Source organism: Parasphingorhabdus sp. (genome assembly GCF_039977335.1).
GTDB lineage: Bacteria > Pseudomonadota > Alphaproteobacteria > Sphingomonadales > Sphingomonadaceae > Parasphingorhabdus.
The window spans coordinates 617714-640767 of sequence record NZ_JBDWDI010000001.1 but is presented as its reverse complement, the minus strand read 5'-3'; the positions used below and the strand labels follow the sequence as shown (position 1 = coordinate 640767).

17 protein-coding genes are annotated in these 23054 nt (G+C 53.3%); 10 read left to right on the top strand and 7 right to left on the bottom strand.

Annotated elements, in window-relative coordinates; translation table 11 throughout:
- Window positions 1–27 precede the first annotated feature (27 nt).
- Window positions 28–3237, bottom strand: a complete 3210-nt coding sequence (locus ABJM21_RS03070; protein WP_348302867.1) for an amidohydrolase family protein — start codon at window positions 3235–3237, stop codon at window positions 28–30.
- Between the two features lie 87 nt (window positions 3238–3324).
- Window positions 3325–4227, bottom strand: a complete 903-nt coding sequence (locus ABJM21_RS03065) for a histone deacetylase (RefSeq protein ID WP_348302868.1) — start codon at window positions 4225–4227, stop codon at window positions 3325–3327.
- Window positions 4228–4354: 127 nt separating this feature from the next.
- On the opposite strand from ABJM21_RS03065, the gene ABJM21_RS03060 reads away from it, so the two are divergent.
- From ABJM21_RS03060 to ABJM21_RS03030, 7 genes are all read left to right on the top strand, one after another.
- Window positions 4355–5659: an MFS transporter gene (locus ABJM21_RS03060; protein ID WP_348382198.1), complete on the top strand. Its 1305-nt coding sequence runs from the start codon at window positions 4355–4357 to the stop codon at window positions 5657–5659.
- Between the two features lie 216 nt (window positions 5660–5875).
- Window positions 5876–7837, top strand: a complete 1962-nt coding sequence (locus tag ABJM21_RS03055; RefSeq protein WP_348303358.1) for a M13 family metallopeptidase — start codon at window positions 5876–5878, stop codon at window positions 7835–7837.
- 78 nt (window positions 7838–7915) lie between these two features.
- Window positions 7916–9703: a DNA helicase RecQ gene (gene recQ / locus ABJM21_RS03050; protein ID WP_348302870.1), complete on the top strand. Its 1788-nt coding sequence runs from the start codon at window positions 7916–7918 to the stop codon at window positions 9701–9703.
- Window positions 9700–10062, top strand: coding sequence for a hypothetical protein (locus ABJM21_RS03045; RefSeq protein WP_348302871.1), 363 nt, complete (start codon window positions 9700–9702; stop codon window positions 10060–10062). Before recQ ends, ABJM21_RS03045 begins: the two co-directional genes overlap by 4 nt.
- A 119-nt stretch (window positions 10063–10181) precedes the next feature.
- Window positions 10182–10613, top strand: coding sequence for a TIGR01244 family sulfur transferase (locus ABJM21_RS03040; protein WP_348303360.1), 432 nt, complete (start codon window positions 10182–10184; stop codon window positions 10611–10613).
- A gap of 41 nt (window positions 10614–10654) precedes the next feature.
- A complete protein-coding gene (locus ABJM21_RS03035; RefSeq protein ID WP_348302872.1) occupies window positions 10655–11596 on the top strand; it encodes a sterol desaturase family protein in 942 nt (313 codons plus the stop codon).
- A gap of 22 nt (window positions 11597–11618) precedes the next feature.
- Window positions 11619–13217, top strand: a complete 1599-nt coding sequence (locus tag ABJM21_RS03030) for a GMC family oxidoreductase N-terminal domain-containing protein (protein WP_348302873.1) — start codon at window positions 11619–11621, stop codon at window positions 13215–13217.
- Between the two features lie 11 nt (window positions 13218–13228).
- Here ABJM21_RS03030 and ABJM21_RS03025 read toward each other — a convergent pair whose 3' ends face one another.
- Window positions 13229–14275 carry a hypothetical protein gene (locus ABJM21_RS03025; RefSeq protein ID WP_348302874.1) on the bottom strand — a complete coding sequence of 349 codons (1047 nt, stop codon included), beginning with the start codon at window positions 14273–14275 and terminating at the stop codon, window positions 13229–13231.
- 196 nt (window positions 14276–14471) lie between these two features.
- Between ABJM21_RS03025 and ABJM21_RS03020 the strand changes: the two genes are divergently transcribed.
- The gene (locus ABJM21_RS03020) at window positions 14472–15182 is read left to right on the top strand and encodes a hypothetical protein (RefSeq protein ID WP_348302875.1); all 711 of its coding nucleotides are present in this window, start codon (window positions 14472–14474) and stop codon (window positions 15180–15182) included.
- Between the two features lie 72 nt (window positions 15183–15254).
- Window positions 15255–16091, top strand: a complete 837-nt coding sequence (locus ABJM21_RS03015; protein ID WP_348302876.1) for a S1/P1 nuclease — start codon at window positions 15255–15257, stop codon at window positions 16089–16091.
- A 555-nt stretch (window positions 16092–16646) separates the two neighbouring features.
- Here the strand turns inward: ABJM21_RS03015 and ABJM21_RS03010 are convergent.
- The 3 genes from ABJM21_RS03010 to ABJM21_RS03000 form a co-directional block, all read right to left on the bottom strand.
- On the bottom strand, window positions 16647–17741 hold the full coding sequence (locus ABJM21_RS03010) for an alpha/beta hydrolase (protein ID WP_348302877.1): 1095 nt from the start codon (window positions 17739–17741) through the stop codon (window positions 16647–16649).
- 121 nt (window positions 17742–17862) lie between these two features.
- Window positions 17863–18546: a LytTR family DNA-binding domain-containing protein gene (locus tag ABJM21_RS03005; protein ID WP_348302878.1), complete on the bottom strand. Its 684-nt coding sequence runs from the start codon at window positions 18544–18546 to the stop codon at window positions 17863–17865.
- A gap of 59 nt (window positions 18547–18605) precedes the next feature.
- The gene (locus ABJM21_RS03000) at window positions 18606–19514 is read right to left on the bottom strand and encodes a haloalkane dehalogenase (protein WP_348302879.1); all 909 of its coding nucleotides are present in this window, start codon (window positions 19512–19514) and stop codon (window positions 18606–18608) included.
- 347 nt (window positions 19515–19861) lie between these two features.
- Here ABJM21_RS03000 and ABJM21_RS02995 point away from each other — a divergent pair, with 347 nt between their 5' ends.
- Complete coding sequence (locus tag ABJM21_RS02995) at window positions 19862–20554, top strand: porin family protein (protein WP_348302880.1); 693 nt, start codon at window positions 19862–19864, stop codon at window positions 20552–20554.
- 75 nt (window positions 20555–20629) lie between these two features.
- Here ABJM21_RS02995 and ABJM21_RS02990 read toward each other — a convergent pair whose 3' ends face one another.
- On the bottom strand, window positions 20630–22870 hold the full coding sequence (locus ABJM21_RS02990) for a M3 family metallopeptidase (RefSeq protein ID WP_348302881.1): 2241 nt from the start codon (window positions 22868–22870) through the stop codon (window positions 20630–20632).
- Window positions 22871–23054: the final 184 nt, after the last annotated feature.

The window sequence follows — 23054 nt, the reverse complement described above, 5'->3', positions numbered from 1 at the left end:
GGGGCAGCTACAATCTGAGGGCGCTCTTCACTCCCACCAATAGGCGATACGTTTTCGACTACCCGTCACAACTTCGTTCATTGTCACCGGATCGTACATCCGGCCATTGACCATGACCCGGTGGATCTTGTCGCTGTTACGGATATCGGCAGTGGGATCTGCATCGAGTACCACCAAATCTGCGAGCTTGCCCGCTTCGAGGGAACCAATCTCATCCCCCATGCCAAGAGACTTGGCGGAGTCAATCGTGCCTGACCGCAGCGCCTGCAGCGGTGACATACCGCCGCGAACGAACGACCAGAGTTCCCAATGGGTTGCGATACCAGCTTGCTGACCATGCGCGCCGATTGATACCAGCACGCCTTTGTCTGCCAGTTTCTTGGCCTCACGAGCATTGTCATCATCGACAAAATCTTCTTCCGGCGCTTTGGTCCGCCTTACATTTGCGGCCGCCAGTTGTTTGGGCGGCGTATGGGTAAGCAAAGGATGTTTGAATACATCAGTTGCCTGTCGCCAATAGGGATCACCGGCCAATCCGCCATAGCTAACCACGATGGTCGGCGTGTAGTTGGTTTGCGATTGGGAGAACATCTGCACGACATCATCGTAGAAAATGTCGAGCGGAATATTATGCTCCAGCGTGCTGTTGCCATCAGCAATCAGCGCCATGTCCATGCCGAAGAGCGAACCACCTTCTGCAACCACCAACATGTCTTCCAGACGCGCCGCTTCCACTACTTGCTGGCGTTGCTCACGGCGTGGCTGGTTGTAGTTTTTCACACTACTACCACCTTGCGCCTTCAGCCGCCGGACATGATCGAGGGCATCGTCGAGATTGTTGATCTCGGCATAAACAGAGGCCGCTTTCGCGCCATAGACAATTTCACCGGTGGAGAAGATGCGCGGCCCGATTAGCTGCCCTGCCCGCTGCATTTCCGCTGCGACAAAAATCTCACTGGCGCGGCTCGAAGGGTCGTGAATAGTGGTGGTGCCTAGCGCCAGGTTCTGGATCAAAGACCAGTTTTGCTGTGGCACCAATTCATCTGTGCCTTGCGCACCATGGGCGTGGGCGTCGATATAGCCAGGCACTATGGTTTTGCCGGTAAGATCAACTATAGTCGCCCCCGCCGGAACTGATACACTACCGCTTGGACCAACGGACAGGATCTTATTGTCTCTCACGACAATCGTGCCGCCATCAACAATCCCGCCATTTTTGTCTGACATGGTGATGAGCCGTGCACCCGTCAGGGCCACCAAACTACTCGGTTTATCAGCCGCAATGGTGCGCGCCAGCGATACACCACTAGTGGGCGGTGTAAATTTCGGCGCGTCTTTGGCAGCTGGCGCATTGGGAAAAAGCGCGCTGGTTTGAGCGGTAAAAACTTGTGGCCCGATGCTCCAATGCAGTTGCTGGCCATTTTGTGACCAGTGGATATAGTCTGCGCCGCCTTTGCTGACCCGCATCACCGGCAGCGACTTGCTATCCGGTGCAACGGCCACCGCCTGCATGCCCGGCATTAGCGGCATCACAAAGGCTTCATAATTTTGACGGAAAGCAACATATTGACCGTCGGGAGACACGATATAATCGTTGGCTAGTTTACCCGTTGCATGGGTGCGCTTTGCCTCCCCGTTGAGATCGCTGCTCATCAGCACGCGCTTATTGTCTTCCTGTGCCATCATGAACACACGGTCACTGGTCGCGCCATATTGCGGGCCAGCCGCACCCTTGGCAATTCGTATTGGCGCGCCGCCAGATGCTGCAACGCTATAAACCCCATCATCAACCGAATAATCTGGAGAGGTTAGATAACCACCATCTTTCATTTCAAAAATAATCGTACGACCATCTGGTGAGAAATGTGGCCGAGCATAGTGGCCTGGACGATTTGTTACCGTGCGGGCCGAGCCGCCAGAAGCGCTCACCGTCTTGACCCGCCCAAGATTGCTATCGCTCCATCCAACAAAGACAATCGACCGGCCATCGCGGGACCATGACGGGAATAGCTCGCGTTCATTGCGGCTGTTTGTCAACCGTTTCGGCGCACCGCCGCTCATGGATTTCACATAGAGCTGCCCTAGGCTTTCAAACACAACTTGCCGGCCATTGGGCGACACAGCCGCAAAGCGAGGCATTTTGGCGGTAAAACTATCCGCCTCTACCGCGATTTTCGGATGCGGGGCATCGGCAACACCGCGCGTATCATCGATTGCAAAGGGAATGACCGATGCGCCAGAGCCATCAGCGGATATCTTGCGAATTTTGCCGCCCGCCCAAAATACGATGCTGCGGCTGTCGGGGGTCCAATCCATATTGGGATAGACGCCCGTGACGGCCCAGGTTTCTTGCACATCCTGATCCAGATCATCATAGACTTTGCGCTCTTTACCTGTCGCCAGATCCTTCACGTAAAGCTTGGACTCAGCCCGTTCCCGTCGGACAAAGGCAATGCTGTTACCATCGGGTGAGGGCGTTGGCCGTACCGACCCGCCAAGACCGGATACAGCCGTCGTAACCTCGCCGCTTTCCAGATCATATTCCTCGATATTGAAAAGATCCGTATTGGAATCCTGCGCGTAAATAAACTGCCCGCCGGGTGTGATATTCCGGGTGTAGTAAAGCGATTTTCCATCTGGCGCGTAGATCGGCTCGCCCAATTCCTTTTGATGTTGCTCATTCGGTTTTTTGACCAGAACAACCCCTGCCCCGCCGGACACATGATAAACCCAGACCTCACCAGTGCCGAGCGACCGACCAGTGGTGAAATGTTTCTTGGCAATGATATAGCGGCCATCGGGGCTCCAGCTAGGCTGGTTCAGCAAGCGAAATTTCTCTTTCGTGACTTGCCGCTTGTCACTGCCATCGCGGTTCATAATCCAGATATTGTCGCCGCCGCCGCGGTCCGAGGTAAACGCAATACGTTTGCCATCGGGGGAGAAGCGCGGCTGCACTTCCCAAGCCAGTCCCTCGGCTATGCGCGTCGGAGAACCGCCCGCCATCGGCATCGTATAAATATCACCAAGTAATGCGAAGGCAACGCTGCCACCATCAGGGCTGACGTCGACGTCGATCCAACTGCCCTCGTCCGTTTTAATCGGCACCTGCTTGATTGTCGCACCTTTGGGTGTATTTACGTCCCATTTCTCCTCTTTTGCTTTTTGATCAGCAGGTTGGGCATAAGCCTGTCCGGCGAAAGAAATAGCGGCGAGCGCGGTGATCAGGTGATATTTCATGAGGACTCCCAAAGACTTTATTTTATGTCGTAGATAAACAACAAAATAAGCCGGATGAACAGGGAAATATTAGTCGAAAGCCTGCAATCAGATACGGCTATTTTCATCAGCCATGACTAGCATCGATTGGGCGTGACGTTTGGCCACCGCTATATGGTCATGGCCATATCCACCACCCAGCGCACTGGCGACGGGTATGGCTTTGTTTCGGGCTTGCCGGATGACATAACGCTCTCGCGCCGCCAATCCTTCGTCCGTCAGGCCCAGACGCCCCAACCGGTCATTAATATGGGGATCGACACCCGCTTGATAGAATAACAGATCAGGGCGAAAATCATTCAATATCACCGGCAGATGATCGGATAATATTTTCAGATATTGCGCATCATCCGTGCCATCATCCAAACCAATATCCAAGGTTGATCGGGCCTTGCGCACCGGGAAATTCTTTTCTGCATGGATCGAAACCGTCATGATATCACTGCGTCCGGCAAGGAGAGAGGCTGTTCCATCACCCTGATGCACATCCAGATCGAGGATCAAGATGCGTCCAACATCTCCCTCCGCTATCAAGCGGTTGGCGCTCACTGCCAAGTCATTAAACACGCAATAGCCCGCCCCTGTATCGGCTAGCGCATGATGGCTACCCCCTGCACTATTCGCGGCATAACCATGTTCGAGCGCTAGTTTTGCGGCAAGCCATGTCCCTCCCGACGTAAATCTGACGCGCTGCGCAATCTCCATCGACACCGGAAAGCCAATCCGCCTCTCTTTCTCAGCTGGTACGGATGATGAGAGCACCTGATCGACATAGGATGGGTCGTGCACCGCCTCCAACCATTCCCGCTCCATGGCGTGCGGGGCGTGCACAATATGATCGTCGCCAAACGCTTTAACAGCCTCCATGACCAGGCGATATTTGTCGAAGGCAAAGCTCCCCCTTTTCGGCGGCGGGGCGACATAATCGCTATGGTGCACAATATGCAGCATTCAGTCGGGATAGAACAGCGCGGGCAAAAAAGACACTGTCCCTAAAGCCATATCGTACGCCCATGCCAAAGACCAAGAAGCCAAGATTGCACCTAACTAAACAAAGGGTATGCCGAGCCATAACAACATGAGACAAGAACTCATGGCAGGACTAGAAACCACCGCAGGAACCAGCGCATCAACCTCAAGTCGGTATCCCAATTATGTGCTGGGCGTCCTGTTCGTTGTCACGATGCTCAATTTCCTCGATCGTCAGGTCATTTCGATATTGGCTGAGCCGGTAAAACGCGATCTGGGTCTGACGGACACGCAAATCGGGTTGATGACTGGACTGTCCTTCGCGATATTTTATACGACACTAGCCATTCCCGTGGCAGCGCTGGCCGACAAGTGGAACCGTAGCCGGATCATTGCGATCGCCATTGCTGTCTGGTCTGCGATGACGGTGGCTTGTGGTCTTTCTAACAATTTTATCCAACTTTTCCTCGCTCGTGTCGGTGTGGGAATTGGCGAGGCCGGATCTGCACCGGCGTCCCATTCCCTTATTGCGGATCTTTTTCCACCGGAACGCCGAGCTGGCGCGCTCGGTATATTGGGCATGTCCGTTCCGATTGGTGCCTTCATTGCTTATGCTGGCGGCGGCTGGATTGCAGAAAATTTCAGCTGGCGCGTGGCGTTTTTCATGGCCGGATTACCCGGTATAATAGTCGCTTTGGTTATTTGGTTTACAGTTCCCGATCCACGCGGAAAACTGTCATTGGCACAAGCCTTTGAACGCGATCCTGACAAGATGACGCTAACCGAAGCGCTCGTTCAGTTGTCATCGAAGCGCGCCTATTGGCATTTAGTTGCCGCGGGTGCGCTGGTGCAATTTGTCTCTTACGGTCTGGCAAGCTTTTATGGCGGATTATTCGTCCGTGTACACGGCATTGGCTATGGTGAACTAGGCTGGAAGCTTGGCGTGATGGTTGGTCTATCCGGCGGATTTGGTGCTTGGTTGGGCGGCAAAGCGGGTGACTATTTCGGAAAACTGAGGGCCACACTACCGCTTCTGATAAGCGGTCTAATTTTGGTCGCTGCCGCGCCGGGTATGATCTGGGCTATCTATGCGCCCAGCGCGAATATTGCCGTTATCTTGCTGGCAATCCCGACCTTTGCAGCGACGTTCTATTATGGCCCAAGCTTTGCCGCCTTACAAAGGCTGGCCAGTGATCAAACCCGAGCCATGGCTGTCGCCATCTATTTGCTGATCGCAGGACTAATCGGTTTGGGGGTAGGACCGGTATTTGTTGGAATCTTGTCCGACATGTTCGCGGCAGAGCTCGGCGAGGCCGGGGCACTACAAAAGGCCCTCGCCTTCCTTGCGCTCTTCAATATCTGGGCTGGTTTTCACTACTGGCGTGTCACAGCGGGCATGAAAAACGAAGCATAGTCTTCGACCAACGTGTCACTATATTCTGCGGAATCACCTCTCAAAATTTGAATATCGTTTAAAATGATACTAGTTGCTGTCTGAAATTATATAAATCGCCGCAGCTCCATCAGATTCCAAACGAAAGCAGACTTCATCATGCCCATAAAAGCTCATCACCGCATCACCCTTGCCCTGTCTTGCGCCCTGCTGCCGCTATCACTGGGCGCATGCTCCATGGCTGACAGCACGCCAACAGAAGCCCAAATCGGTGCTTTTGGTTTCGATCAAGACGGGATGGATAAAGCGGTTGCCGCCGGTGATGACTTTTACGCCTTTGCCAACGGGACCTGGGCCAAGAATACCGAAATTCCATCGGACAAATCCAACTATGGCATGTTCACCGCCCTTGCCGACCTGTCGCAAGAGCGCGTGAAGGAAATGCTGGAAGCCGCCAAGGATGATAGCGATTCCAAAATTGGCCGTGCTTTCACAAGCTATATGGCTGAAGCCGCAATTGAAGAGAAAGGCTTGACCCCGATCAAGCCTTGGCTCGACCAAATTGCAGCACTGACCGACAAGGACGATTATGCTGCGCTGGCAGCGCAAGCTGATCGCAGCGGCGTTGGTGGTCCTTTTGGCGGCTATATTGATCAAGATGACCGTAAGCCGGATACCTATATCTACAAAATGGGTCAGGCGGGCTTGGGCATGCCAGACCGTGACTATTATCTGTCCGATGAAGAACGGTTGGTGAAAGTAAGGGACGCCTATCGCAAACATCTCGCGGCGATGTTGTCTCAATCCGGTGCTGACAACGCAGAAGCCCGCGCAGATGCGATTTTGGCATATGAGACGAAAATTGCTGGCGTCCACTGGACACGCGAAGATTCATCCGATGCCACCAAAACCTATAATAAAATGACGAATGATGCGTTGGCGGAAACGACACCTGGTTTCAATATGACGGCCTATCTCGACGGTTTAGGCGTGAGCAAGTCTGCCGAACTAATTGTTGCGCAGCCAAGTGCGGTCAAAGGCATCGCCAATATCATCGCTGCAACCGATATCGAGGTCTTGAAGGATCAGCTCGTCGTCCGTTCGCTCGACAGTTTCGCGGACGTTTTGCCCAAGGCTGTGGATGAACAGCATTTCAGCTTTTACCAGACTATCCTGTCCGGCACGCCGGAACAGGAAGTACGCTGGAAACGCGCGGTTGGCTTTACCGAAGGCGTTCTTGGCGAAGAAGTCGGCAAGGAATATGCCGCCAAATATTTCCCTGCCGAATATAAGGAATCTATCAACGCACTGGTCAGCAACGTCATGGATGCCATGGGTGAGCGCATTGACGGTCTGGAATGGATGCAAGACGAAACCAAGGAGCGGGCCCAGAAAAAGCTCGCCAACTTCACTGTTAAAGTTGGTTATACGGACCAATGGCGAGATTATTCCGACCTTGAAATCGCAGCGGATGATGCATTTGGCAACGAACTGCGCAGCCGCAATTTTGAACATGACTATGAAACCGGAAAGCTCGGTGGTCCGATCCGCAAATGGGAATGGGGCATGTTGCCGCAAACCGTGAACGCCTATGCCAATTTCGGTATGATGGAAGTGGTCTTCCCCGCCGCAATCCTGCAGCCACCATTTTTTGACCCCAATGCCGACCCTGCCCTGAACTATGGTGGTATCGGTGCGGTGATCGGTCATGAGATCAGCCATCACTTTGATGACCAAGGTGCGAAATATGATGAAAATGGTGCGTTGAACGATTGGTGGACCAAGGAAGATGTCGCAGCTTTTGACAAAGCCGGCAAAGCCCTGATCGCGCAATATGATGCCTATGAAGCGCTGCCCGGACAGATGGTGAAGGGCGAGTTTACGCTGGGTGAGAATATCGGCGACTTGGCTGGCCTGACCATCGCTTATGATGCCTATCGTAAATCGTTAGGTGGCGAGGAAGCGCCTGTGCTCGGTGGTCTGACCGGCGACCAGCGCTTTTTCCTTGGTTGGGCACAGGTCTGGCGGCGCAACTATCGCGAGGAAAATCTCGCCAATCGCCTGCTTACCGACCCTCATGCTCCGTCTATTCAGCGCGCCTGGGTCGTTCGCAATATCGATCGCTGGTATCCGGCCTTTGACGTGAAAGATGGTCAGAAGCTTTATCTCGCTCCCGACAAGCGCGTGAAAGTCTGGTAGCGCACCTAACGCAGGATAAAATCGAACAATGGCACTTTAACGGTTTCGTTCGCTCGATCTGCTGGGTAGGAATGCCTGATGATCGAGAATCTCCTGCCGCTGCTGAAATCCACCTTCGGGTTTAACGCCTTTAGAGGTGTTCAGGATCAGGTTCTCACACGGGTTATGGACCGGCAAAGTACGTTGGCGGTTATGCCGACCGGAGCGGGCAAGTCGCTTTGTTACCAATTGCCAGCCATCGCCAATGACGGCACAGTGGTGGTGATCTCCCCGCTAATCGCGTTAATGCACGACCAGTTGCGTAGTGCCGAGGCCGTCGGCATCCGTGCCGCGACACTGACCTCGGCCGACGACAATCGCGCAGAGACCATTGCGCGGTTAAAGGCAGGCGAGCTGGACTTGCTCTATGCAGCGCCGGAACGCGCATCCGGTGAGCATTTCCGCAACCTGCTTGAGCAAACGAAGATTTCGCTCTTCGCCATCGATGAAGCGCATTGTGTTTCCGAATGGGGTCATGATTTCCGGCCCGACTACCGGTTGCTTCGTCCGTTGCTCGATCATTTTGCCGATGTCCCGCGCCTTGCGCTGACCGCCACCGCCGACAAACATACGCGCGATGACATATTGGTGCAGCTTGGCATTGAGCAAGATGGCCTGATCATCGCGGGCTTTGACCGGCCCAATATCCGCTACAGCATTTCGCCGCGCAAGGGCCTGACCCGACAGGTTGCCGATCTGATTGAACGCGTACCCGGGCCCGGTATCATTTATGCCCAGACCCGTAACGCGACCGAGAAGATGGCAGATCAAATTGCCAAAACAGGACGCAGCGCACGCGCCTATCATGCGGGCCTGCCACCGGAAGTCCGTCAACGTAACCAAGCCGACTTTGTCGCTTCTGAAGATATGGTGATGGTCGCGACCATCGCGTTTGGGATGGGGATCGACAAGCCGGATGTCCGCTTTGTTGCCCACGCCGGCCTGCCCAAATCTATCGAAGCCTATTATCAGGAAACCGGACGCGCGGGCCGCGATGGCGATCCGGCAGAGGCCCATATGTTCTGGGGCGCAGAGGATTTTGCCAAAGCGCGGCAAAGGTTGACGGAAGTTGACGAACAGCGCCTTGCCAGCGAACGCACCCGGCTCTCCGCTTTAGGCGGGCTGGTCGAAGCCGCGGGATGTCGCCGAGCTATCCTACTCAAGCATTTTGGCGAAGATCCACCACAAAGCTGTGGCAATTGCGACAATTGCCTGAACGCGCCCATCACCCGCAATGTCACCGAGCTAGCGCGCAAATTTCTGTCTGCCGTCTATCGCACCGGTCAGAGTTTTGGCGTTGGTCACCTCGAAGCGGTGCTGACCGGTAAGCAGGAGGATAAGGTCCTGTCGCGCGGCCATGACCAACTCTCCGTTTTCGACATTGTTGACACTGAAGAAGCGCCTCTGATCAAACCAGTATCGCGTTCCTTGTTGTTGCGCGACGCGCTGCGCAACACCGAACATGGCGGCCTGATGTTCGGACCTGAAGCAAGGGCTATCTTAAAGGGCGAAACCGAGGTGGCGATTGTCGAACCACCGGTGCGCGAACGCAAAAGGCGGCGGAGCGGCAGCTCACCCAATCCGGTTGGCGATCCCTTGTTCGATGCGCTGCGCTCCAAACGGATGGAACTTGCCAAAGAACAAGGTGTTCCGCCCTATGTGATTTTCCATGACAGTGTGCTGCGCGACATGACCGGCTTTAAACCGCGCAGCTTGGTGGCGCTGGCGGAACTTCCCGGCATTGGCGCGGCTAAGCTTGAAAAATATGGCGAGCCATTTCTGACTGTGATTCAGGAAGTGACCGAAGCGCAGGAAGAAAGCGTATGAACAAGTTGATCATAGTAAGCATAGCGGCCTTGCTTATTTCCTCCTGCGCACCCCAAAAAACGCTGACGCCGTGGACCGATAGCTTTAATGATCCTCGCGATCCTGCCATTGTCAAAGAGGCGCGTAGCTTCATCATCCAGCGCCAAGGCTGCGACCATTTTCGCGGTGAACCTGGCTATGATGAAGAGCGCCAGAAACTCCTCAACGAACAGATCAAGAAACTCTGCACCGGCACAGACAAACGGTTGGCAAAGTTGCGCCTGCGTTACTCCGACAGTCCGGAAACCGTCAAAGCGCTTGCAGATTTTGAAGATTGCATTGAATATGAGAGCAGATGTTCGACCACTGAACCGGAATAGATGATATGAAAGCTTCGATATCAATCAGTATGCTCAGCGCAGCATTGACACTGTCAGCCTGCGCACAAGAGCCCGTTCAGGATCCCCCGATAGAAATCACACAAGAGAAAGCAAAAGCCATGTTCCGCTCCATCAACGAAAAAGTCAGCGTATCCCCTCAAATCAGTTTGGATGATGTCGCTGCTGCGAAAGCCGACGGCGTTACACTCATCGTCAACAACCGTCCGGATGGTGAAGAGCCTGGCGCGCCGCAAAGCGCCGATATTGAAGCAGCGGCCAAAGCCGCCGGGATCGATTATATCAGCATTCCCATCTCCCATAGCGGCTTTTCTGCGCCGCAGGTCGATGCGATGATCGCCGCTCTTGATGGCGCCAAAGGCAAGACGCTGGCCTATTGTCGGTCCGGCACACGCTCGACTTTACTATGGTCGCTGGCACAGGCGAAAAAAGGTCTGTCACCGGACGAAATTGCACGCCTTGCCGGAAACGCCGGATATGACATTACCCCCGTGCGCGCGATGGTGGAGGCTCTGGCAGGCGGAGCCAACTAATCCTGCTGGACAGTTGCTGACAGCGCTGTAAATAGGAAGGCATGGACAGTCTTCCCGATCCCACCCTTTATGCGATTCCGTTTTTTGTCGCGACGGTGGCGATCGAATTTTTCATGAGCCGCTATCGCGATGACATCAAATATGATGTCAAAGACATGGCAACGTCCCTGACATTGGGAACGGGTAGCGTGGTCGCCGGGATATTGACCGGCGGACTGGCTGTGGCCGCGATATATTGGGTCTATCAATTTCGGCTGTTCGACGTCCCCTTCACCTGGTGGGCCTGGATCCTGGCGATATTTGTCGATGATTTCTTCTATTATATCTTCCACCGCGGCGCCCACCGCATCCGCTGGGTCTGGGCGGCGCATGTCAATCATCACAGCAGCGAACATTATAATCTCTCGACCGCATTGCGCCAGCCGTGGACAAGTACCTTTGCGCTGACATGGATATTTTCGCTGCCGATGTTCCTGATCGGCTTCCATCCCGCGATGATCGCCTTTGTTGGCGGGGTAAACCTGCTCTATCAATATTGGATCCATACCGAAGCGATTGACCGTATGCCGCGCTGGTTTGAAGCGGTGATGAACACCCCGTCCCATCACCGGGTCCACCATGCGACCAATCCGTGCTATCTCGACAGAAATTATGCCGGAATTTTCATCATCTGGGACAAGATGTTCGGCACGTTTGAAGAAGAGCGGGATGACGAGAAAATTCAATATGGCATCATCAAAAACCTCAAAAGTTATAATATCTTATGGGCGGTTTTTCATGAATGGATCGGCATGGCCAAGGATCTGTGGACGGCACCATGGCGCTACAAACTATTCTATCTGATCAAACCGCCGGGCTGGAGCCATGATGGCAGCCGCGACAGCAGCGAAACGATCAGAGCGCGGTGGTTGGCCGCACAAAATGAACAAACAATAAGTCACCCTGCAACAGAACAGGGAGATGCTGAAACAAGTTCAGCATGACGATATAAAATGGAGAGAATGAATGGCAGAATATGACATCATCGTCATCGGCGGCGGATCAGCAGGGAGCGCAGCTGCCGGACGGTTGAGCGAAGATGGCAAGCGCTCAGTCTGCCTGATTGAAGCGGGTGGCAACAACAATAATTTCCTCGTCAAAACACCAGGAATGATGCCGTTTCTGCTGAAAAACGCAAACTGGCAATTTGATACGGTACCGCAAAAGGGGCTCAATGGCCGTATTGGCTATCAACCTCGCGGACGCGGTCTCGGCGGGTCCAGTGCAATCAATGCGATGGTCTATATTCGCGGCAATAAATGGGATTATGACAATTGGGCAGCAATGGGCTGTGATGGCTGGAGCTATGATGATGTCCTGCCCTATTTCAAGAAATCCGAAGGCAATGAACGCTTCAAAAATTCGGGCGGCGATGATTATCATGGCGGCGATGGCCCGCTCTCGGTGTCAGATCAAAAATGGCTGAACCCGGGCAGCGTTGCCTTTGTAGAAGCCGCGCGCAATTTGCAGATTCCCATAATCGACGATTTCAACGGCGCGCAGCAGGAAGGCATGGGCATTTATCAGGTCACCCAGAAAGGTGGTGAACGCTGGTCTGCTGCACGCGCCTATGTCGAACCGGGTCGCAACAGGCAAAATCTGGACATCAAAACCAAATCGCTAGTCGAAAAACTGATCATCAAAGATGGCCGCGTTACGGGCGTACAGATCAAACGGGGCCGGAAACAGGAAACCCTATCCGCTAAAGGTGCTGTGGTGCTTTCCGCCGGTGCTTTCGGGTCACCCCATATCTTGCAACTATCTGGCATTGGTCCTGAAGAGCATCTCAAGGAAATGGGCGTGGAGGTTGCGGCCGACAAACCGGAAGTCGGCGCCAACCTGAAAGACCATATTGATTTCGTCTCAGGCTATCAGACGGAGTCCAAGGAACTCATTGGCGATTCTCTGCAAGGCACAGTGCGCATGGGCAAGGCGATCATCGAACACCGGATGAAGCGTACCGGCATCATGACCACACCTTATGCCGAAGCCGGCGGCTTCTGGAGCTCCAGCCCGGATGTGCCAGCGCCCGATATTCAATATCATTTCGTACCAGCGATGCTGGAAGATCATGGCCGCGAAAAGGTCAAAGGCCATGGGTTTAGTTGCCATGCCTGCGTGCTGCGCCCACATAGCAAAGGCACGGTGCGGCTTGGCTCAACCGATCCAACGGCACCGCCAGCGATTGATCCTAATTTCCTCGATGATGACCGCGATATCGCCACGCTTCGCTCTGGCGTCCGCCATATGCAGCGGATTATGGAAGCACCGCCCCTCACCGACTTCAAGCCAACCAATCGCCATCCCATCGACATGAGCAATGATGATGCGCTGGACGCTCTCATCCGGGACCGCGCGGATACCGTCTATCATCCGGTCGGCACCTGCCGCATGGGTAGCGATGATGATGCGGTGGTCGACAGCCGACTGAAATTTAAGGGATTGGACGGGCTCTATATTGCTGATGCGTCAATCATGCCGGAGATTATCAGCGGCAATACCAATGCGCCAAGCATCATGATTGGCGAGCGGGCGGCAGATTTCATCAAAGCCGATTTGGCTTAGCGGATGCCAAGTTAAGCGAGGATCGTATAGCCTTCATCACCCTGCCCGCGGCACATCTGCTTGGACACACGGGTTTCTTGACCATCGATAATCGCCACATCGGTGATGTTCAGGCATTTGCGGCCATTAGGCTCGGTATTAAGCGCGGTAACCGTTGATGATCCTGAAACGCCGGCTCGTGTCGGGCTTTTCCAGGTCGCGGTGGCACCGACTTCTTCTTTCTCGGTAACTTCAACCGTAGCTGCGACGGCTTCCTTCTGTTCGTCTTCGGTCAATTGGCAAGCAATTTCACTGACCAGCACAGCACCAGCCGCGCTAGAGATCAGTGTACCGATTTTGCCCAGGCCAGCGGCATTACCAGCCACACCGCCTATTATGCCACCGAGCAATCCGCCGCGCTTCTTGGCTTTCTTACATTTCTGCGGGCCTTTGGATTTCTTCGCGCTTTTGCCAGCGCTGCCCTTTTTACCGCCTTCGGATTTGTCATCCTTGGCGACATATTCCGGCACAGCATAGCCACCACAGCCAGTGTTGAAGCAGAAACGGTCCTGCAAATAGGCCCGGTCCTGTTGATAGCGGGTTTCAAGCGCACGATAATCCGCCAGATTGGCACCATCAGGATCGGAAGCCGCATGCTCCCGGCGCATATCCGTATAAAATTGGTCTCGGTTTTTCGCAGAAAATTCCATTTTTCCAGCGACTCTATCGGTATAAATCGCCGATATCTCATTCTGGTGATCAATCATCCGCTGGCGAAATGGTGTCAGCACCTCGGCATAATAGCGATCAAGTAAGACGGTGCAGCGATTAGTATCCTCGGCCTTGTCAAAAGGCGCAGCAATTTTCTGAAAATCCTCCCGGCAATCGGGATAGCCATCTTGGCTGAGCACAGGGGTTGGCGGCAATGCCGGTAAATCCGGCTCTGCTGTGACCGGCGCGACATAGGCGCGATCCGCTTCTGATGCATCCTGTTCCTGCGAAAAGGCCGGTGACCCGACACTGACCAGCAAGGAAGCCGCGATCAGCGCATGACACATGCTCCGCACTTCTATTGTCATCTGATTGCCTCCCTTCCAAAATTGCTAGCTTCAAACCGGTACTACCGCAAGCTTCGCCTGATCAGGCTCCCTTACGCGTCACTAATGAAAATGCAGTTTACGCCGCCTTTTTGACCCTGTCTGTGAAATATCGCACTTCTTGTGACAAATTTAATGTTAGCCTATGATATGCCTGTGTCGGGCGGGGAAAATGGTAATGAACAAATATTGCAAATCACTAATAGCGTTGGCTGCAATGCTGGCTGTTCAAGGGAATACTGCGCCGGAAGTAGATGCAGAAAATCCAACCTGCCCTGCCAAACCAAACTGGACTAGCAACAAGGAAATGGTGCTCACGCCTGTGGAAAAGAACGGCACCAAAGTGCTGCTCGCCGAAGGCGTTGTTGATACCGGCCTGCCGGAACGGCTGAAAAAAACACTGGCGGACAATCCAGATATCACAGAGATCTGGCTGCGTTCTCCGGGCGGCCATGCCCGTGCTGGCAATGAAGCTGGCCGGATCATCCGCGAGTTAGGCGGCTTGTTGATCACCCGTATCCCGGCGGGGTGGACCTGTTTCAGCGCCTGCAATTTTGTCTTCATGGGCGGCCGCGCCCGGATTATTGAATCTGATGGAGACTTCATGGTCCACATGTTCACCATGACCGGCGATCGCAACGCGATTAATTACAGCATTGAGATGGGAACCGATTCCACTGTCGAGCTGATTGGTGAGGTGGAACAGGAAAGCGCCCTGCTCGCCACCGAAGATAATGATTTTCTCATTCGCATGGGCGTTTCGCGCAAACTGCTGACCGATATTATGTATAAACAAAAAGCGGTTAAGACCGAGGGCGAGGACCAGTCCACCCGGCGGTGCCTGACCAAGGAAGAAGCGCTCAAATATAATGTTGCCAATGTGGAATAAAGCTTGTCGATCTGGTGCCCAAGCGGCCAAAGAATACACATTCCTGTAATCTAAATAGCGCACTGGACATTCATGCTGAAAAAACTTCTCCTGCTCGCCCTGCTTCTCTCTCCCAGTCCAGCATTCGCGTGGGCTGAATATGCGCATCGCACTATAGCAGGGATTGCAGAAACCAATATCGACCCGGCGACCAAGGCGCGAATGAATCGGTTATTCCGCTCGGCAGCTTTGCTTGGGACTCCCAAATGTGATCTCAAAAATATTGGCGATGCCAGTGTCTGGCCCGATTGCATAAGGCGCGACCGGCTGCGCTGGGGCTATACCAGCCCTTGGCATTATCAGAATGTCGATATCTGCAAGCCGTTTAATCTCAAAAGTGCATGCCGAAATGGTAACTGCGTATCCGCCCAAATTGACCGCAATGCGGCGCTACTGAAAGACAAGTCGCTACCCGCGCATGTCCGGCTCGAAGCGTTAACCTTTTTGGTCCATTTCGTCGGAGACATGCACATGCCCCTTCATAGCGGTGATCGCAGCGATCGCGGCGGCAATGATGTCAGCGCAGCCTATGGCGTCATTGAAGGCAGAATGAACCTGCATTGGCTGTGGGATGGGCCGCTGGCGGAACGCGCCATTACGGACGGACCGGAAATGGTCCGCCGTTATAGCGCGGAAGAAAAATCCGATAAGTCGTTCGGAACCACAGACTTTTGGGCATTACAAGCTTGGCAAGTCTCTCGCGATTACAGCTATCCCACCGCCGAAGACCAACCATCTTGTGGCCCGAAACTCACTCGCCGGGGTAAAGTGGATAATGATGAAATCCGACAGCTGATCCCGACAGCGCGACTCCAGATTGAACGAGCCGGTCTGCGACTCGCACGGCTGCTTGAAGAATCGCTAAACTAGCCAATTTTAACGATTTTTTAAGGATGTCTGTCAATATTTGGCAGTTTTCCGTAACTTTTTTTTAACACTTTTTTCCGCTCTGTTTCAATAACTTGCGGACCGGTGTGCGGATTGTCACGCCCAGATGGCGGAAAAATCCTATCTACATCCATGTGAACCTTTATCTTTTCATCGACGGAAAAAAACGGTTCACCGTCAATTCAGTAACCAATCTTAGTTTCGTGCGTAATAATTTTAGCAACCAAGAGAAGGAAGAACGATGTATTTGTCCCCTCGATCATTCGTCAACCGGCCTCGCAAAAATGCGGCTGGATCGATCACCCCAGCCGAAGCTGAAGTTGTTCAGCGCGGATACCAACCCATGTATCATCTGGATATCGTGAATCGCTGTCCTGGATGCGGTAAATCCCATTGGCATGTTGGCCGATTCAGCGCAGAATGTGCGCATTGCGAGACGGCATTGCCGCTAGCAATCGTATCCAGCCAGCCTATGGAACCCCGCTTCACAGAGAGCTTCAGTAAGACCGCAATGGCCGCTTAACCGGTCGCGCGTTTCTATTTCGGTAATCCTACGACGCGCCGCAGCCATTGGCTGACGGGGGCAACATAGAGTTGATGGGCTGTGGCGCCGTTTTCGTAGGCATAAGCTGACAAGGCATTTGGATATAGTGCCAAGCCATGATCCGCCTGTTTGATTTCCAACCATTCTGCGGAGCCGGGCGTTTTTTGGTTGATCATGTCGACAATCATCCGGTGGCCATGGCGGCTTTCAAACTGCTCATATTCGCCAAACGCCACCATCACCGGTACGTCCAGCGACAACCAGGCCGCCAGGAAGTTTTTTTCCGCTGCCTGCCAATGCCATGCAAATGGACGACCGTAATGGTTTTCGGGATCAGTCCCCCTGATTGTCTGCCAAATGCCAGCCAAATCAGGATGGTCCGATGTGACTTCATCCGGCGTTTTCTGGCCGATCAAATAATGCTGCAGAAATGCAATTCGCTGAAGCATTTCAGAGTGAATATCTTCTGGTTTTACAGTGCCAGACCGTTCGACATATAGACGTTCGAAATGGATCATGCGTTCCAGATAGGTCACGGCTCCTCCGCCTTGCACGACTACACCAGCGACATCGCCATTTTGCGCAACCAAGGGCGCTGTGGTCGATCCCAGACTTGACCCCAGAATAACCACGCGCTGGGGATCAACCCATGAATGCTGTTTGGCCTGAACTAAAGCTTCGCGATAGTGACGAACCTCTGTATCGTAATCGAGCTTATCACATCCTGGTCCTTCGCTATCGCCGGTTCCGGAACGCTCAATGCGGATCATGACCATTCCCGACTGCTGAGCGAGTAGTCGCAACTGGGTATCGCGGCCTTCAGGAAAGATAATGCTGTCGCAAGAAACCCACTGAGTCACAAATATGGCCGGTAGGCGTCCGGAGGTCCCTTCTGGACGAGTAAGAACGCTGCGTAGGCGCAGCCCCTCGCGGGTTGAGACAGTACCATATTCAGTCTCCAGCCCATCCGTCTGTTCCAGCGGCCCATCCGATGCCACTGTCAGGTCTCCAGTTACCCGCGTCTGCGCATTCAGCGCATTTGTGTGTGCTCCGGCCATCGCCATCGCGAGGACCAACCCTGTCAACATTCGGTGCATCATTATCCCTTTCATGTTCTGTCCCATGACGAGAACAAACAGATAGAGGCGCTGGATGCGACAGAGAAAGGGCGATGTGACGAAGGGACGAAATTTCCGCTAGTGGAATCTTTTACTGCAATGCCCAGCGGTAACGGTTACCGACTTTGAAGGTCTGACCATTGTTGAGCGTGAGAATATTGCCCGTTAGATCCTTGATGGTTTGACGCCGTACGAGAACGGACCGGTGGACCCGGATAAAATCATGCGCAGACAACAGGCTTTCCATCGCGGATATAGACATTCGGTGTAATATCGGTGGGCCTGAACCATGCAATTCAACATAATTGCCGGCAGCCACTACCCACCCGATCTGATCGACAAGCAGAGGAAGTTCGTTTGTGGAGACAAGTTTCTTGGCCACAGCACGGTCGGACACAAAACGCTTCAATATCCAAGACAGCGCCAACATTCCTGCGATAATGAAGGCACCGGGAAGCCGCCTGGTAAGCTCGAACATGATGGTGCTGCTAGATATCAAGGTGTCCAGAAAGGACATGCCGGTGGCGAAAACAACCAAAATACCTAACTGCATGGGCCAAGAGCCCAACCGCTTTGCGATTTCAAAACATATCAGCCAAGGCACAATGTTCAGCCCGGCCCAGATAATCCCCTCGACCAAAGGTTCTCCCCGTCCAGCAAGCGTCGTGTAGATCACGCAATATAGAGACGAGGCTAGCGTAAGGGTGAGTGCCGCCAGCAACACCTGCGAGGCGGTTAAGGGGTGAATGAAGATCCTGTCCAAACTATCGCTCAACAAAGCTTGGTTCCTTTGTCCAATGCCGCGCTATTTATAACAGGATCGCCAGCAATTAACTAGATGTCGCCAAAAGCTTCAAGCGCGGCCCGGGCAATGGGTTCTCCCCATTCCTGCACAAAATGGCCGCCGCCTTCGATCATCATCGGCTCGGGGCAGCCGTTGATGAGCTTTTGCAATTTGAGCATGGCCGGTGGGCCGAGTACAGGATCGGCATCACCGATGGCCATAAAGCTGGCGCCTTGCCACTCGTCTTTCCAGAAGACAGCGGCCTGGGTGCTAACCTCTACGCCGTCCATTTCGGGTGAGACCGGGACGAGCGCAGGGAATTTGCGCGCGCCTGCCTGATAGCTTGGGTCCGGAAATGGTGCATCATAGGCGGCGATTTCCTGTTCGGTCAGATGCGGCGTGCCGCTGGCGATAATTTGGCCGGTTTTGAATTCCGGCGTGTTGAGCGCAAATTCTTTCCATGCGTTAAAACCATCCCCGGGCGTGCGGCCAAGCCCGAGCCCCGTGTTCATAACAATCAGGCGCGACAGACGGGCTTTAAACGCTTCGTCCACCGGCAAGGTTAGCCCGATCAGTCCGCCCCAGTCCTGCACCACAAGCGTGATATTTTTAAGATCCAACCGCTCGACCAGCGCCAGGATATAGTTGCGATGAAAATCGAACGTATAATCATCCAGCTCCGTCGGCTTGTCAGACCGGCCAAAGCCAAAGAAATCAGGTGCAACAACACGCGCCCCGCTCTCCAGAAAAACCGGAATCATCCGGCGATAGAGAAAAGACCAGCTTGGCTCGCCATGCAGGCACAGAAACGTGCGGCCTGCATCCTTTGCGCCTTCATCAATCCAGGCCGCGCGCAATCCTGCATAGCCCGGCAAATCCTCTGCATAGTGAACCGGATAATCAAAATCGGGAATATCGGCGAAGCGTTCGTCGGGTGTGCGGACAGCATTGATGGTCATGACGGGGTTTCCTCTCGCTAATTTGAATCGAAACGTGTCATTGCAACCTATTTTGGTCAAGAGCGCATATTTGCATGCTCATGACGCATTATTGCGTATCGCTTCCAATGGTTTCGGTAAATCACGGATAGCATGGCCCGACGCTCCACCAGCGGCTGGAATATGGCCAAAATGCAACAGAATCGCCTCGATTTTACATTAATTTAGATTTGCGACGAACGGCAGAAGGCTGTCATCTGGCGTTCAGTTAATTTTATGCATCGGGGCCGCGTTCAAATCTTTGAACATAGTAATATCTGCGGTTCAGTTTGTCCGCAGGTTTGTTTGAATAGTAATTGGAGTTAGTTATGAAATCCCCCTTAATACTTACTCTCCTTGCGGGCAGCGTCTTGTTGCCTGCGACCGCGCAAGCACAGGAGCAATCCCCTTTTTCCGGTCCCCGGATCGAAATTCTCGGCGGTTATGATACGCTGCGCTCTGGCAGTGATGTTGACATCGATACCGATGATGACGGCATTTTCGAAGATAATGACCTGGATCAGTCCGTCGATGGCTTCGCCTATGGTGCAGCAGTCGGCTATGACTTTGATCTTGGATCGGTGATCTTCGGTGTTGAAGCCGAATATATGGACTCCACAGGAAAGCAGGAAACGGATGAAGACATTGCGGCGCCATTTGGGTACCGGATCAATGTCAAACGGGACCTGTATCTTGGTGCCCGGATCGGCGCTCAGGTAGCACCACGTACGCTGATCTACGCCAAAGGTGGTTACACCAATACCAGCGTAGAATCCCGTTTTCAGGACCGGATCGAGGATGACGGCTTCGACTTTGAATTTGACGATACACAGTCAATCGACGGTTTCCGCGTCGGTGCCGGTATCGAACAACTTATCGGCCCTGGCTATGTGAAGTTGGAATATCGCTATTCCAACTATAGCGGTCTGAAATTTGATGACGAGCTATTCTCCGACAATAGCGAAATCGGCATTGATCTTGATCGGCATCAGGTTCTGGCGGGTATCGGAGTTCGCTTCTAAACAGCTGCAATAAGCAAAAGAAAAGGCGCGCTAGACCGTTGGTCAGCGCGCCTTTTTTATATTCTAAATAGTGGCTTAGTCGTTGCCGACTGTTTCACCACCTTCTGTACGAGCGGTTTCACCCGGAACGGGGAAGCCGCGCTTCTTGAGAATATATTTGACCTCAGGATCACGGCCACGGAATTTGCGGTAAGCTTCCTTGCGGTCCGTTTCATTCGCGGTGGACAGGATGACTGAACGAAAACGTTCGGCCGTATCCGCATCCCAAACATCGCCTGCTTCTTCAAAGGCCGCCCAGGTGTCCGCATCCATGGTTTCGGACCAGAGGTAGCTGTAATAACCAGCCGAATAAGCATCAGATGAGAACAGGTGGTTAAACTGAGGCAGACGGTGACGCATAACGATCGTGTCCGGCATACCAATTTCAGCAAGCGTTTCTCGCTCAAATGCATCCGGGTCTGTGACCGGATCAGTGCGGTTGTGCAGTTTCATATCAACAATGGCGGAGGACAGATATTCCACCGTCGAGAAACCTTCATTGAAGGTTTTGGACTTGTTGATCTTATCGACCAGCGCCTGCGGCATCGGTTCACCCGTTTCCGCATGTTTCGCATAATTGTCGAGCACATAACGGGTTAGCAGCCAATTCTCGTTCACCTGACTGGGATATTCCACAAAGTCCCGCGGCGTGCCGCCAAGACCGGGATATTTAATGTCATAGTTCAGATAATGCAGCGCATGACCAAATTCGTGGAACAGGGTCGACGCGTCATCCAGACTGATCAGCGTAGGAGATCCTCCGCCGCCTTTGACGAAATTGTTATTGTTCGACGCCAGCACATAGCGGTTATTGCCGCCCAGTTCATATTGGCTGCGATAAGTGGTCATCCAAGCACCGGAGCGCTTACCGGCACGGGCAAAATTATCGAGATAGAAGAGACCGATCAGCTTATCGCCGCGCTTCACTTCAAAGGTCCGGATATCGGGGTGGAAAACTGGAACCGTTCCGGTATTCTCGGCAAAATCCATACCGTATAATTTATTCGCAGCGTCAAACATGGCTTCCACCATATTATCCAGCTTGAAATACGGTTTGATCTCCGCTTCATCGAGATCATATTTCGCTTTGCGAACTTTCTCCGCATAAAAGCGATAATCCCATGGCTTGATCGTAATGCCAGCATTCTCGGCATCCGCAACTTCCTGCATATCCGCGACTTCTTCTTTGACGCGCGCAACCGCAGCAGGCCAGACTTGCATCATCAAATCCATCGCCGTTTCAGGCTCTTTCGCCATTGTGTCGGCCATGCGGAAATGGGCGTGGGTTTTGAAACCCAATAGCTTCGCGCGATCCGCCCGCAGCTTCAGGATTTTGGCGATCGTCATGTTGGTGTCGTTCGCATCACCATTGTCACCGCGGTTGATATAGGCGTTGTACACCTTCTCACGCAGATCGCGGCGGGTCGAATTTTGCAGGAAGGGCTGCATCACCGAGCGGGTATTTTTGAGCGCCCAACCTTCTTTTTTCTGTTCCTTGGCAGCTTCAGCAATGGAAGCCACGAAGCTTGCTGGCAAACCGGCCAGTTCCGCTTCATCGGTCAGGAAGATGAAGGTCTCTTCATCCGCCAACACCTTGTTCGAAAATTCATTAAACGCTTTTGACAGTTCGGTGCTGAGTTCAATCAGCTTTTGCTTGTCAGCCCCTTCGAGCAAGGCGCCATTACGCACCAAACCTTCATAGTCGCGTTCAACCAAGCGCAATTGCTGTGCATCAAGACCAGCTGTCATACGGCCATCATAAACGGCTTTATAGCGGGCAAAGATCTTCGGATCGAGGGTCAGTTCGTTGAAGAAGGCGGAAATTTTCGGAAGCCATTCGCCCTGAATCTTGCGGACTTCATCATTGGACAGGTTGCTTGAATGCACACCCCAAATGGCGAACAGCTCATTGGCCTTATTGCCTGCCAGCTCCAATGGCACCGTCGTGTTTTCGAAGGTCGCTGGCTCAGGATTGTCGCGCACCGTTTCAAATTCCGCTTTGATATCTTTCATCGTCTGCTGGAACGCAGTGGGGAAATCAGAAACTTTCACTTCATCCCATGGCGGTACACCATCATAGGGTCCCGTCCATTCTTGCAGGATGGAATTTTCAGAGGCGTCGTCTGATGTTTTCTTCATGCCGCTATTTCCATTTGCGCTCATCCGATTGAGTTCTGCAGTCGTTTGCGCAGCCATAGCGGGACTACCGCCAATACCAAGCAAAGCGGCGGTTGATACGCCCAGAAAAAATTTACGGCTGGAAACTGAAAATCGCATTTATGTCTCTCCAATAGATAGGATATGTCGCCCCTGTTAAGGACACAAAACTCTACGCTCTTTTGCGCTTGATACCCCGATACAATAACCGCGCATCAAAGGCAAAAAGGTTGCTTTTGAAATCATGTTTTAGACAAACGGCACTTAGCCATCGATGAACGACACGGCAGCCCGTGGGGTCGGT